This window comes from Allohoeflea poritis (genome assembly GCF_027889715.1).
GTDB classification, from domain to species: domain Bacteria; phylum Pseudomonadota; class Alphaproteobacteria; order Rhizobiales; family Rhizobiaceae; genus Hoeflea_A; species Hoeflea_A poritis.
On sequence record NZ_JAPJZH010000001.1, the window covers coordinates 272,699 to 285,804 of the forward strand.

Annotated in this window: 12 protein-coding genes; all 12 read right to left on the reverse strand. The window is 59.7% G+C overall.

Annotated features, from left to right (window positions below):
- Nucleotides 1–10: 10 nt before the first annotated feature.
- The 12 genes from OOZ53_RS01345 to OOZ53_RS01400 all read right to left on the reverse strand — a co-directional run bounded on the left by OOZ53_RS01345 (nucleotide 11) and on the right by OOZ53_RS01400 (nucleotide 13,096).
- Nucleotides 11–334: a hypothetical protein gene (locus OOZ53_RS01345; protein WP_271087485.1), complete on the reverse strand. Its 324-nt coding sequence runs from the start codon at nucleotides 332–334 to the stop codon at nucleotides 11–13.
- Between the two features lie 8 nt (nucleotides 335–342).
- On the reverse strand, nucleotides 343–2,169 hold the full coding sequence (locus OOZ53_RS01350; protein ID WP_271087486.1) for a hypothetical protein: 1,827 nt from the start codon (nucleotides 2,167–2,169) through the stop codon (nucleotides 343–345).
- Between the two features lie 1,907 nt (nucleotides 2,170–4,076).
- Entirely contained in the window at nucleotides 4,077–4,964 is an 888-nt protein-coding gene (locus OOZ53_RS01355; protein ID WP_271087487.1) for a hypothetical protein, read from the reverse strand.
- Nucleotides 4,964–6,349, reverse strand: coding sequence for a hypothetical protein (locus OOZ53_RS01360; protein WP_271087489.1), 1,386 nt, complete (start codon nucleotides 6,347–6,349; stop codon nucleotides 4,964–4,966). The genes OOZ53_RS01355 and OOZ53_RS01360 overlap by 1 nt, the downstream gene beginning before the upstream one ends.
- 13 nt (nucleotides 6,350–6,362) lie before the next feature.
- Nucleotides 6,363–6,785, reverse strand: coding sequence for a hypothetical protein (locus OOZ53_RS01365; RefSeq protein WP_271087490.1), 423 nt, complete (start codon nucleotides 6,783–6,785; stop codon nucleotides 6,363–6,365).
- Nucleotide 6,786: 1 nt separating this feature from the next.
- On the reverse strand, nucleotides 6,787–9,270 hold the full coding sequence (locus OOZ53_RS01370) for a phage tail protein (protein ID WP_271087491.1): 2,484 nt from the start codon (nucleotides 9,268–9,270) through the stop codon (nucleotides 6,787–6,789).
- On the reverse strand, nucleotides 9,267–9,854 hold the full coding sequence (locus OOZ53_RS01375) for a phage connector family protein (protein ID WP_271087492.1): 588 nt from the start codon (nucleotides 9,852–9,854) through the stop codon (nucleotides 9,267–9,269). The genes OOZ53_RS01370 and OOZ53_RS01375 overlap by 4 nt, the downstream gene beginning before the upstream one ends.
- A gap of 9 nt (nucleotides 9,855–9,863) precedes the next feature.
- Complete coding sequence (locus tag OOZ53_RS01380; RefSeq protein ID WP_271087494.1) at nucleotides 9,864–10,130, reverse strand: spike base protein, RCAP_Rcc01079 family; 267 nt, start codon at nucleotides 10,128–10,130, stop codon at nucleotides 9,864–9,866.
- The gene (locus OOZ53_RS01385; protein ID WP_271087495.1) at nucleotides 10,127–10,354 is read right to left on the reverse strand and encodes a hypothetical protein; all 228 of its coding nucleotides are present in this window, start codon (nucleotides 10,352–10,354) and stop codon (nucleotides 10,127–10,129) included. Before OOZ53_RS01385 ends, OOZ53_RS01380 begins: the two co-directional genes overlap by 4 nt.
- Nucleotides 10,355–10,404: 50 nt before the next feature.
- Nucleotides 10,405–11,430, reverse strand: a complete 1,026-nt coding sequence (locus OOZ53_RS01390; protein ID WP_271087496.1) for a major capsid protein — start codon at nucleotides 11,428–11,430, stop codon at nucleotides 10,405–10,407.
- Between the two features lie 42 nt (nucleotides 11,431–11,472).
- Nucleotides 11,473–11,916: a hypothetical protein gene (locus OOZ53_RS01395; RefSeq protein ID WP_271087497.1), complete on the reverse strand. Its 444-nt coding sequence runs from the start codon at nucleotides 11,914–11,916 to the stop codon at nucleotides 11,473–11,475.
- 379 nt (nucleotides 11,917–12,295) lie between these two features.
- Nucleotides 12,296–13,096 carry a hypothetical protein gene (locus OOZ53_RS01400; protein WP_271087498.1) on the reverse strand — a complete coding sequence of 267 codons (801 nt, stop codon included), beginning with the start codon at nucleotides 13,094–13,096 and terminating at the stop codon, nucleotides 12,296–12,298.
- Nucleotides 13,097–13,106: the final 10 nt, after the last annotated feature.

Here is a 13,106-nt window from a genome sequence, read left to right on the forward strand (position 1 = left end):
CAGAATTGCGCTACTCTGAGGATTCAATCTGCTTTATCAGCCAACCTTGCGCGACCACGGTAAGGAGCCGGCAGTTTTCCGCGTGCTTCTTCAGAAGCGCCGCTTCTTCGATCTTCATATTGACCTCTCCCGTTGCCGTCACGATGGCATTCGCCAGCTTGTATCGGTCGTAAACATTTGTCTCTTGTATCTGGGCGACTTGCGGCGTCGGTGCCGGGTCCTTGTACAGAAGCGCCGTTATGGCAACCTGCTTGAATGTGATCGGCTCCTTTTTCTCATCCACTGCTGGATTGCCGAAAATATCCGTAAGCTGTTCATCAACCTTCACTTTCATAATCGCTCCTAGAAACAGGGAATATAGCGGGCAGTGCCGCCGTTGTTGAGAATTTCAAGCCATTCCTGCACCGTAGTGCTCGCGCCAGATGGCCCAACACTTGTAAGCGAAACCGAGACGGAACCGTTGGCTTCGAACGCCCCGGCATTGTTCAACTGCAGTCGCCCGTCCGTTTTCGCCGTGAGGACCGCAGCGTTGTTCGCTCGTAGCACCAGATCATGGTTGGTTAGTGCGCCAACAACCGCGCCACCGCCGACGTTGCCCATAATGATTGCCGGGTTGGTTTGCCCACGATCGCCTGCAACCATGAAGCCTTGTACGGTAAAGTCTTCACCATTGCTCGACGCACCGTCTGTCGTGTTCACCTGCATGCCATTGCTGTCAACGCGAACGCGCTGCGTTCCACCCGTCGTCAAGCCAAGGACATCTGCGGCTTGCAGAAACACACCGGTATTCGTATCCGTTGCAAATGACATTCCCGGCCCAGATGCTGAGCCGCCCGCACCGCGCGACACGCCGCCCTCAGTGACCTTATAAACGACACTTTCCGCCGAGTTCTCCAGGCGTATGAAGTCCGCGCCGCCCGGAGATGCATTCAGCCTTGCCGTATAAATGCCAACGGTGAAGACATGCTCAGGATTGAAATAGACACCGCGCGCCGCGTCAACGTCATTCCCGTCGTTGCTGTTGGCGCCGATAATGTAATCAATCGATGCGCCGGCGCCGGTTTGGTTGGAAAGCTGCAGAGCCTGGCAAGTTCCTGATGTAGACAAGGCGTTAACGCCGGCCACAATGCCGGTGAGGCTGCCAGTGTGGCCGCTTGCAGAGATCGCTCTGCCAGTGAGGCCCTTGGCGGCCCCCGCGCCGCCGATTGTTATCGCACCTATCGCGCCGTAGACATTGGCCCCGGCGTCTGACGCGGTGACCAGAACATCAAAATCGACGGCCTTGAAAATGCCCGTGCCAGAAACGTCGGAAAGAGTTGGCCGAACGCTGATGCCATGGAGTTCCTTACCGGTCGCGATGTCGGCGATTGTCCCATTGAGATAAATCGACGAAGCCACGACATTTGAGAACAGATCATATGTCTCGTTGAAGACCTTGGTCCATCTGCCAAGGGTGATGTCCGAAAATTCGGGCGTGTCTGTGGTGCCAAGACCGAGCGAACTGCGAACAGTCGCGCCGCTCTCAACGACCCATCCCGTCGCGCTTCCAACAATGAAATTGCCATCCGCGCTCGCAAGGCCGGCAATCTTCGTCAGATCGGCGTCGAGCGGCTGGTAAACGGCTGAAAGGCCGCTTATCTCCGTGTCAACATACGCCTTAACACTCTGTTGGCTCGGAACCTTCGTGGCGCTGTCGGAGGACATATGGTCCTCGTCGACGACCTCGACCGCACCAAGCGCGGCAACCGTCTTGTTTTCCAAAGCCGTCGCACCGGTGCTCCACCCAACAAAAGCGTCAGCGCTTGGCTCGGGAAAGTCGAACCCGCCGTTGGCCGAGGATTTCTTCATCTTGACCGCCCGGTCGAGCTGCTCCTGCAGGCGCTGCGCCTGGCGCGCATGGCGGTCGAACTGGCTTTCGAACGCCTGCTCGCGGAAGGTACCGACATCGTCGGCATCGGTTCCTTGAGTCAGCGGCTCGTTGCGGATAATCGTCACGGTCTCCGTCGCCGCCGGCGCGGCAATGAAGGTCACCGATCCGCCGCCGCCATTCCCCGCGCCCGAAACGGTGTAGTGCGTCGAAATGGTCTGCAGCGTTTCCGCCCCGCCGGCATTCGTCAGATAGACCGAAAGGTGGCCCGCATCCTCGAAGTAATAGGGAAAGGCAAACACCGTCGTGCTGCCGTCGCCCGCCGCGCGGACGCGGTTGGTCGTCGTTGAAATTGTCATATTGACCTCTGTTGAACGAAAGAGGGCTGCCACAAGGCACAGCCCTCACCTGGATAAATCTGCTCCGGGCAACCGCGCCTGTCGGCCGCCCGACATGGTGCTAGAAAACGGCCAACGCGCCGCAATACACGCATAACTTGAAATCCGACCCGATACGACGTAAGTCTCTGCCGGCCTTCGCTCCCACACACGCGCAGTACCGGGAGGCGTGCGTGCGTAGATCCGGCGCAGGAACGAAGCTGGCCGGTCCACCGAAGGTCACATGGGTTCGCAAGCCGCGTTCGGACTTGTGATGTCATTCTCCGGCTTAACTCAGCGACGCCTGCCGTATCCGGGACAATATGTGCGGCAGGACGAAAGAGAGCAGATCACCCGGGTTCTGCTGATGGATAGCTGACCATCCCGGAGTTTCCCGCTCCCACATCTGTCTTCTGGAAAAAGGAAGCTTTTGTGCGTAGGCCGCAGGGGCACACCACTTCTGCGGTTCACCGGGCCACCAGCGTTTTGCGACCGCCTTTGCACATTTGTCCTATCATCATCGAACACCCGCAAAACATGCTCTGCCGGCCCCGATCGCGAAGCTCCCACCTGCTCTCCATAATGGTATTTCTCAACAACATTTTCCCTTCTAAATTGCACCCGGCGCCGCTCCCACCCTGGCATCCTATACCGGGGGGTCAGGGTGCGTAGCCCACAGGGAAAGGCTATTCCTGTGACGCATCGGGGCCACCCGCTCCCATCGCAGCTATCCCATATGGGGGGTTCTGCGGTGCGTAGATTGCCATGTGCTCATGCGCCTGGCTTTCACCGGGCGGCCTTTGCTGGCATGGTATCGCTCAACAAAAGGGTCTATGGTGATGCCGGCTCCGGCTTAATCCAGCAACAGATTTCTCATATCCGAGATTCAAGTATGGGATTGACTAAAAGGGCAACATACTCGGGTGTTGCCGATGGATAGCTGACCATCCCGGAGCTTATTGTTTTCCCAAATCGACAAAGCTCCGAAATCGAATCTCAACCCTTTGGTGCATTGACCTTTTTCTGCGCAATCTCTACTTTGATCGCGGGACGGTGAGTACCTATACGGGAAACGGCGTAATATCTGTTTGGACGTTTGTTGAAGCGTCGTTATACGGCGACGCAACCTAGCTCTTCCTCCGTCCCACCTAATTTGCGGGCAACCAGCGCATCGAATTGAGTCGCGAAGTCGGTTTGATGGCCTCACATTTTGTGACTATATGTTCGCGGGCCCTACCCAATCCGTACGCGAAAGGGACTTCGGTCGGTGCCGGGCTTGCACCTGGGGCTCACTCTCACAAATCTACTGGAATTTGATTTTCTTCTTTCAATCTTTAAGTGCATTGACCGCCTGCTCTTCAATTCCTATGTTGCGAACGGGACGGTGTGCACCCCATGGGTTAGCCGAGCACCCCGTCGGGAAACGGAGTAACCTTCGTTTGGACGTAGGCTAAAGCGCCACTCTCGAAGTGCTGATGCAGCAGGGGCTATGCCCCGTCCCACCTAATTAGCGGGTGGTTTATTTTCGGCGTTTCAATATTGGCATGGAATGCGTCGGCAAAAAGCGCTATTTTATACTTGGCTCCGGCTCAAATTTGTCGGCACACGGCTATCTTCATACGTGACCGGGTTATGGGTATGTCGATGGCGATGAGCAGGAAACCGGTCCTGCTGGTGGGAGGCCGTCCACCCCGGAGCTTATTTTCTTTCAAATTGGCATTTCTTGCGGACCGTCTTGTGGCTATATTGTTTGTAGCCCCGCTCCCACTGCAGTTATCCCATATGGGGGGTTCTGAAGTGCGTAGATTATCAGGTGTTAATGCATCTGGCATTCACCGGGGCAAATCAACCTTTTGAAATCCAGTTAAAAGCCACGTTTCGCGGCGTCCGTGTCTCTCCAACCTTAAGTTGGCTTGGTAATCACCAAAGTCGAGTACAGCATTGCGTCTGCCCCTACCCGATCTCTCAAAACTCAGCTTACCCTTAGATAGTATTTGTGGGAGCAATTTGCCTACAAACGCTGTTCCATCAAGACCTTCAGCTGTTCGCTTGTCTTTTATGTGACTCAGGCCCCAACCACCCTGAAATCGCTTCTTTGGGTCTCCCGGCACTCCCAGATCAATTGTAATTTCTCCAAGATCCTCTCGAAACAGTCTGCCTCTAGAAGAGATTCCGGTTTCAAGGACGGAGGCAATTTCTTCCGAAAACTCCTTTGGCGACGATGTTGATCTTCTATGGAACGGTATACGCCGCCCGCCACCGCCAGACCTCAGGACAGAAGGATCCAAAGCGCGCCGGGCGCCCTGTGTTGCCGTGAGCCCTGTTCCAGTCCCGACGGCCATCCCGCCCAGACCAATCGCGCGATCCAGAAAACTCCGCTCATTTGCAGTTCGGTTGCCGACAATCTTTCCGTGTCTGTATACGTTGCCGGCGTCGTCTTCCGCAATGCCCGGTTCATCGAGCATGGGCAGGTTGTAGCGGCCCCTTGCGACATCACCGGGTAGCGTTATGGCATCCTTGGCTCCGGCCCATATGTCCGACAATAGGCGGGGTACGGCCAAGGACACCTCGCCAAGGCTGTCTTTTCGAATTGGCAGCACGTAACCCGTGTATCCGGTGGAAGACCGCACATAACGACGCAGCGCCGCGACGGCCTTCTCATGGTCAGCCGCGTCGACTTCGAAGCGTCCGCCCGGCGTTTCGATTTCGAATGTGGGCACTAGTCTTTTCTCCGGATGCGCATGCCGTTTTCGATGTCTTTCCAGCCGTCGTCTGCAGCGCCTGCATTTCGGTACGGTTCATCGGCACTTGAACCCGCGGCAAGCGATCCGTTTAGGCGGTCGTCCAGTGCAGCCAGCAAGGTCAGACGTTCGGCAAGCGACAGGGCGGCAAATCTCGGATCGGGCTCGGTGATCGCCACACTCTCCTGCAATCCAAAAGCCGCGCGCGCTGCCCTGGCCATTTGAGCCAATTCGTCCGAAGGGACTTTGCGCACGCGGCGAAACTCCAGCACTTGCCGGTCGTAAGTCTGAAGCGCGGGTGCGCCGCCCCCGTCGGCGGTCAGGACAAGCGAACGGTCCCCATCGGCGGGCCGGTCGAACAGGCCGATACCGCCTTCCGGCAGCAATACGAGGTCGCCGCGTCGGGGCTTGGTGGTGGCCGTTGCCCAATCGCCCAACCGATAGGCAAGGTCCCGATCAAGGTAAGCCGCCGTCGCCAGCGTCATGTCGCCTGCCTGCGTTGCCGTATCGGGCTGTCCGAAAGCCTTGAGCATGAACCGTTCGATCACGCGCGCAGCTTCATCGCCGCCGGTCAGTAACCGCGCGATAGCGCGCGGCCTGGTAAGCGGGCTCGGACCGCCCTCCCCGCCGGTGTCGGTTCCGTTGTCGTCGGCAACGAACCTAGTTCCGAGCATGCCGTCCATGAGCCGTTCCGGATCCTGCCCGGCAATGCGCGAAGCGGCGGTCCAGGCAAGCTCCTTGTCGAACTGCTTCGCCAGATTCCGGACGTGATCCGTCGGCAGCACGGAAAGGCCGAGCAGTTCGCCAAGCTCTTCCCGAGCGTTGACGAAGCTCTCCATGGAGAGGTCGACATCGTCCAGGATACCCGCCGCCAGGCGAACGGTCTCGGCCTCGTAGAAGCCGATCGACTGGTTGCGCTCGGTTTCCGCGGCCCGCTGCAAAACCGGTTCGGCGCGGGCAAGAATCATGTCCCTGACCGCCGGTTGTTCCTCCGGCGGAAAAGCAGCCACGGCCTTGGCGAGTTCCGGCTCCACGACCTCCTTGTTGTAGGTCTCGTAGAAGCCCGCACCATCTGCGTCGATGGTCTCACGGCGCGCGATGAGGCCCCTCTTCAGTGCAGTTTGCGCATCCAGTACGGTGCGGACCATGCTGAACGACTCGCGGGCGTGCCGGCGTTGTTCCCGCCGATTTTGCGGTGTGTTGCTGTTACGGTCTTTTTCCGTCTCCCGCCGAGGCAGCGAAGCGATGGTTCGTCCCAGCCCCTGAAGGGCCTTTCCGACATGGTCGTTGGCCTGCACGCGCGGCATCCCGCCACGATCCGTGTCGAGCGTCCGCTGTGCCGTATAAATCGGTATGCGTGGCATATGTCACCCGTCGTTATTTGATCGCTGCTACGCCCTCGATCAGAGGCGCCGCGAAGCCGAACGGCGCCGCAGCCATAATCGATCGTGCCCTTTCGCGGCTCTGCCGTGCACTGAACAGTTCGTTTGAAGCGCGGACCTCCGCTCCCTGGCGGATGGCACCGATATCCAGCGCCGCCTCTGCGGCGCTGTCGTCGATGACATTGCCCGGGCTGCCGGAGAGCTGCACGCCGGACGCCGCGTAGTTCGCCACCTGCCGGCCCTGGAGCCGTCGCGCCTTGTCGCTCGCCCGCGCGCCCTCGAAGGCGCCGCGCTGGCGCTCCATCGCCGCCTGCCGCTCATGAAACTGTGCCTGCGAGCGCGCCGCGGCGGCCCGGCTGCGCGCGCTGACCAGGCTGCCGATGCCCGTGATGATACCGCCGATAAGGGGTGTGCACATGTCAGGGTTCTCCTTCCACGGATGCGATGATGCTGCGAATAGTGGCCGGGTACGCCCGGTCGGAGCGGATGACCACGACCCCGCCATTCGACCAGTTGTCCTCGGCCGCGACGGATTTCACGCCGGTAAACAGTGACCGCTCGCTCTCAAGCTTCTCCGACGTTTCGCGAAACAGATATTCGAACTGCCGCAACGCGGACCCGGCCTTGATGTAGGCGGTCTCGAGAAGATCCAGCGCCACTGAAACAATACGCGCGCGCCGGCCGATCGCCGTGCCGTCCCGGTTGCCGGTCTGCGCCATGCGCAGCGTCTCGGCGACACTCTCGTAACGCAGGCCATAGGTGATCTTGCTTGCCGCGACCCCGCCGGGCAGCGTGAATGCGCCGCCTGAGACAAAGGCGTCGCCGATATCGACACCATCGGCAAAGACGCCCACCGTCTCACCTTCAAGATGCGAAGCATCGCTCACCGACGATACCGGGCTGCCATTGGTCACCGTTCTGGCGCTGTCGAGGAATAGGCCATCGGGAACGGAGCCGCCGTCAAACGGCATTTCAAGATATTCGACATAGCGCTTCGTCTGCCCGTTGATGGTTCGCCGGACGATCATCCAGAGGCGGTCGCGGCTCTCGACGGGAACCACGCAGGCGCTCTCCACGACGCCCGGTTGCGAAACGCTGCCGCCGGCAATGCGATGGCGCGAAATGCCGACAACCTTCTGCGCCCTGTCATAGGTCGTGGCGGTCAGCGTCCCATCGGCAAGCCCGCACCAGATGATGCTGTCCGGCGATTCCTGATAGGCCATGAATGAAATGCCCGGCTTGAAGGCGTGCGCCGACAGCACGGTCAGCTCCGGCGACAGGTAACCGTTGACGTCGAACGAGTAGGAGAACTCGTGCAGCGCCGCCTTGTGGAAACCGCCATAAATGACGGTATTGCCGATCGTGACCGGTGATACCGAAGCCGCGCCGGTCGTCGTCTGCTGGCGCTGCTGGATGTTGGTGGACGAAAACGCCTCGGCGTTCGAACCCGGTCCGAGCGTGCGCATCGACCCGCTTGTCCCGATCACCAGGTCGCCGCTTTCGCGGATAAAGGAGATGGCGTTGAGCCGGCCGCCGGTCATGGTGATCGACATGCCGTCGGATGCCTCGGAAGGTGTGCTTTCCCCGAAATTGTTGAAGTTGAGCGATTTCGACAGCCAGATGGTACGCGGCAACGTATCGTTGCGTCCGAAGGCCAGCCTTTCCTGATAGAACCCGACCGTGTGCGGCCAGCCGCTTTGATCGGACCAGGCGCCCATGGCCCAGAACGAGATCGGGTCCGTGTTCGGCAGCGCCTGGCCGTGAAGACGGATCTTCACCACCGTTGCCGACACACGCTCAGTTATCTCGGCCCACCGCCACCGCCCGTCGCTTCCAAGGAGGCGGATCAGCCGGCCCGTGTCGGATATCTGAAAGCCCGCGCCGCCATTGATGCCCGTCGTCGAGGAGGCCGTGAGATTGAACGGCGTCTGGTCGCTCGCCTTCTGGTGAAGCGCGAGTTCGGCCATGGTGCATACATTGCCGTCGGAACCGCCGCCGCCGGAGAATTTCAGCCGGTAATATTCGAATGCGGCATCGTTCTCCAATTCGTAAAAACGGGTTTCCGATCCGGACCAGCCGGTTTCGCCGTCCCGGCTGTCAAGCGTCACCCAGGTCGCGCCGTCATTCGAGCCCTGCAACTCCCATTGGGTGATGTAATCGGCATGCTGGGCGGCATCCTTGGGAGCCGTGAGCCAATAGGCGTCGACGACTTTCCGCGCGCTTGATGCGAAGCGGTACTGAAGCCAGCCCGAAGAAGTTGAATCGAGGTCGATGCTGTCGGCCTTCTCGCGATCGAACATCTTGTAGGCATTGGCGCTTCCGTTGCTCGCGCTGGCCGTTCCGCTTGGCGCCGTATTGCTCGTCATCTCTGGCGTGGCATGCCCCGTTTCGGCCGGCGTCAGCGTCGTCGCGGTGCTGTTCTCGTCCAGATAAGGCCCGTCCTCATAGGCGAATGTCGAGAAGGACCAGCTCGTCTCCGCCGTCCGGCGCAGCTCGCGTGGCGCGTAGGAGCCGTGCACCATGTAGAGCACATCGGCGCTTTGCGTGTGGTCGACGGCGGCGATATCGGCGAGGGCGAATGGCGACGCGATCTCATAGGCACCGCCGCCGCTTTGCACCTGTCCGTCAAGCGCAAAGAACCGGCAGTATTGGTCGCCATGCTCGATGGCATAGGCCTGGGTCTCGCTGAAGGCGAAGGGAAACAGCCGGCAGGCGTCATTGCTGTCCTTGACCTCGGCGACAAACACCGTTCCGGAGCGCCGCCGCAGGCCGCCCTGCTTGAGAACGTAGAAATTCTCGCACTTCGCAAGCCCCATCCGGTAGTGGTCGATATCGACGCGGCCATGCAGCACCGGTGCCAGTTCGCCACGGCTGAAGGTCGCCTGGATCGGATAGACGGTCATCCGCGCACCGCGATCACGTCGTTCGTGTCGGCGCGTTCGAGCGAGCCCTGCAGCCCGTCAATGCGCCGCGCGCGTTTCAGCTCATTGTCATAGCGGCCCGAAGCAAACTGGGCATAGCTGGCCTTGCCCGTCACCGCATGGGCGAGATTGGCGGCAAGGAACGAGGCAAAGGCCGTTACCGCCAGCGGCGACCACAGGCCGAGTTCCGCGACGCGGCGCACATAGCGGATCTTCAGCGGCGCCGGCGCGTCGGTCAGGATATGGCCGTTCTCGATTTCATGGGCGATATTCGCGCCGTCGAACAGGCCGCCCTCCTTCAACGGCAGCAGCCGCAGGCAATCGCCCGGCAGCAGGTACTTGTAGTCCCAGCCGAAAAACGGCGTGTCGGCGCTGGCTGCAAGGCTTGCCCGGCTCACCGCGAAGTTCCACGGATGGGCGGCAAGGAATGCGTCGCGCAGCGCGTCGAAATTGCGCTTGAAGCGGCGGGCATTCGGCTCGTCATCCTCGATCGAGGAAATCGGCCCCTCATGCAGAATGTCCAGCGCCATGTTGCAGACGCCGGTTTCGGTCATCGCTGAAGTCATGGAAGTTCCTTACAGAAGCGCCAGCAGGTTGGAGGCGGCAATGGTCGTATTGACAGAGAGCACCCGCGTTGCGGCAACGGGAAGCGTAGTGCCGGCGGCAAGGCCCTTGAATGTGGCGGTGCCGCCATCGGCAAGCACCACCGACACATCGCCCGCCGCGCCCGCATAGACGGCGCGGCTGGTGAAATCGAAATCGGCGTCCAGCGTCACGGCGTGGGCCGATCGGAACGGTGAGCGAACGTCGCCGCTCTTGCTCTTGAACGGGTCGATGGTCATTTGCTGCCCCCTGCCCTTGTCTTGCGCTTGGCCGCGCGCGTCGCAGCCGCGTGGTTCCTGCGGCCGATTTCGGCGACCTCATCATTGAGCTTGCTGCGGGCCTCGGCCTTGCCGTCATCGGCGGGAACGAGATGGGCAATGCCCTTCGGTCCGTCCGCCAGCCGCTTCAGGTGATTGCGGCGCACGACGTCGTTGCCATCGAGGATGGCTTTCCTGCTTGTCATATCCTGTCTCCGGAGTTGACGGGGGCCAAAGCCCCCGTCTGGTTGGCGGTTTAGCCGGCATTCACATCAAGCTGCGCGAGCTTGATGTTCTTGCGGTCATAGACCCGGTCCCAGTTGGCGGCGTTGGCGAGTTCGGCCTCCGTCGGCGAGATGCCGGCGCAGGACGCATCCGTCCATTTGACGCCGCGCGGGTGCAGCACACAGTGACGGCCGGTGACCATGTTGGTCTGCCCGCCGCCATTGCCCTTCAGCGGCGAGCGGTCATATTCGAGCGCCTGATCGGCATCGAGTGCCGCCGAGGCGTAGCCAAAGGCGCCGCGGCCGAAGAGGAAACAGGTGTATTTGCTGGCATTGGTGCCGGCCGTGACCGGCATCTGGTCGTCGACGATGACCAGCCGTCCCTTGTAGTACGGGATCTCCTTTTCCAGCTTCGAATCCTGCACATAGTCGATGTCGTCATTGTCCTGGACGGACAGGAACACCGACGAGTGCATGGCGATCGCCACAACGTCGCCGAGCCGGTCGCCCATCGTCTGGCAGGCCCGGTCGAAGGCCGAGCGCGAGAACTTGTTGGCGGCCGTGGGCGATGCGATGTCCTGGTAGACCGAATAGATCATGTCCGAGCTGTCATTGGCCGCATTGTCGGCGAAGACGCCGCGGCAGGCGGCGATCAGCATGGTCTGTTCGGCGCCCATCCAGTCCTCGGACAGGTGCTTGAGAACATGGCCCTCCGGGTCCTTGCGGTTGCCCGTTGCCATGACGCCGGCAATGTCCATGTGCGAATAGGCCTTGGCCCAATAATGCTTGACCGCCTGGTCCTTGCTCGCCGTGATCTTGCGCGGCGTGATCTCCACCGTGTCGTCGTCGGAGACTATGTCCGGCGCGCTGCGGGAAAGATAATCCCAGTACGGCATGTTGATCAGCCGCCCGCCGGCATTGAGCTGCGATTGCACCTCCTTGGGCGGGCTTTCGAGGATGCCGGAGCGTACGAAGATGTTCCGTTCCGGGAACTCCTCCTCCATATAGGCGAGGTAAACCTCCGGCGTGATGATGTCGGTTTGTTTGGTCGTTGCCATTGAAGTTCTTCCTTGATGGCTGCGCGCCTGACCGGTTCAGCGTCAAAGCTTGTAGGTCCGCGGGTCCTTGCCCGCGGCCCGGATCAGGTTGCGCGCGTGTTGCGGGTCATCGCGAATGATGGCGTTCTGCTCGCCCCAGTTCTTGCTGTCCTCGGCAAAGGGGTTCCTGCCGCCGCCCTGCCCGGTCACCATGTGGTCTTCGGAAAAGAGATCCCGACCGGCTTTCGCCAACGCGAGGACAACGCCCGGCATCATGATCTGGTCATGATTGTCTATGATTCCGGAGCTGTAGAGTTCATCCATCAGACCTTCGCCACCCAGCGCATTCACCGCTTTGTGGAAATATTCCTGATTGGCCTTGAACTCTTCGCTGTTCGGGTTGCCCCATTCGGATACAAGTGCCTGCGTCGTTGCACGCGCCTGATCCTGATGGTCCGATATTGCCTGCTGCCGCTGGCCCTTCAGCGGCCTCGCCGTTTCCAGCATCCAGGCTGCCCGCCGGAGCGGACCCTTCAGACATCGTCATGGGTATGTTCCTTGTGTTGTGCGCTTAGAAGCCGCACGGCTGAGGCCGCGCGGAAAACAGCAGCAGCACCGCGCGGTTCAGCGCGGTGCATGGCGGTACTGTTTTGTTTGAGTGAATGCGCCTTGTCGCCGACCGGTGAAAGCTCTCGGCGCGGGCGCAGTAAAGCGATGTTACGTTTGTTGTCTGCGTTTATAGGGAATTGGCGGTCAAACCGCGATCCCAATAGATGGCTGCGGAAGCCTTTTGCAGTCCGATCTGCATTACCGGCTTGTATTTGCTGCGTTTATAACTCTCGCAGCCTTCGACTGTTTTACCGAAATCCTTTTGACTGCGTGTCACTCACCGGCCAAACCGGTTGGCCGGCGGCCTGGCGATATCCTCCAGCCGCGTCGAGCCCTTTACTTGCGGCACAAGACTTGGTGGCAGGAGACGAAGATGATTTGGCAAATACGGTCGACGGTCGGAACCCAGCCTTGTCAGATCACCGGACAGAAGGCGCTTTGTGCTGCGCCTGTGTGGCTGTCTGCGCTCCTTATCGAGTGACCAGTTCTCCTGTTCCCATGCACGTGCCTCAAGCACTTTTTTCAGGAAATACGGCGTGCTCTTTAATTCTTTGTTCCGATAAGTCCTGTCATGGGCCATGCTGTTATACAGAGAATAGACATCCTCCGGAAATGGCACATCCAGCCGCTTTTCAATTTCGGAGAGCAGCTTTGCCGTTATGCGAATATTGTCATTCCTGTTGTGCCTGTCACTACCCGGTATCAGCGCTTCCCATGTCTTATCGACATTTCCTGGCAGGACCGTCGGCGAGCCCAGCGGGTTCAATTTGTCATACCAGCCTCTGGCCATCTCGGTGTAGATGACCGCTTTTACAAGGTCCGTGCCGACCGCAAACTCCTTTGCCGCCTTTTCGATAACCCCAGCATGTTCCCTGACAAATTTTCCGGCCCCTTTATTGGCTTGCAATGATAGCTTCACTGGAAGCCCGAACGGATTTATGTCGACCTCATTTTCAGATATCCCATATTTGAATTCTGGGATTTCATCTATTTCCTGGTGTTGGAATTGAAATTTCTGGTCTGTATTATCAAGAATTGCATCTTCTCGCTCTTTCTCAATAGTGAGATATTTCTTCAATGAACTTCTC

Bases quoted from the DNA above. Each gene is read 5' to 3' on its own strand.
- OOZ53_RS01395 (WP_271087497.1), bottom strand. From the start codon at position 11,916: ATGCTGGAAACGGCGAGGCCGCTGAAGGGCCAGCGGCAGCAGGCAATA.
- OOZ53_RS01360 (WP_271087489.1), bottom strand. From the start codon at position 6,349: ATGCCACGCATACCGATTTATACGGCACAGCGGACGCTCGACACGGAT.
- OOZ53_RS01345 (WP_271087485.1), bottom strand. From the start codon at position 334: ATGAAAGTGAAGGTTGATGAACAGCTTACGGATATTTTCGGCAATCCA.
- OOZ53_RS01365 (WP_271087490.1), bottom strand. From the start codon at position 6,785: ATGTGCACACCCCTTATCGGCGGTATCATCACGGGCATCGGCAGCCTG.
- OOZ53_RS01385 (WP_271087495.1), bottom strand. From the start codon at position 10,354: ATGACAAGCAGGAAAGCCATCCTCGATGGCAACGACGTCGTGCGCCGC.
- OOZ53_RS01390 (WP_271087496.1), bottom strand. From the start codon at position 11,430: ATGGCAACGACCAAACAAACCGACATCATCACGCCGGAGGTTTACCTC.
- OOZ53_RS01375 (WP_271087492.1), bottom strand. From the start codon at position 9,854: ATGACTTCAGCGATGACCGAAACCGGCGTCTGCAACATGGCGCTGGAC.
- OOZ53_RS01380 (WP_271087494.1), bottom strand. From the start codon at position 10,130: ATGACCATCGACCCGTTCAAGAGCAAGAGCGGCGACGTTCGCTCACCG.
- OOZ53_RS01370 (WP_271087491.1), bottom strand. From the start codon at position 9,270: ATGACCGTCTATCCGATCCAGGCGACCTTCAGCCGTGGCGAACTGGCA.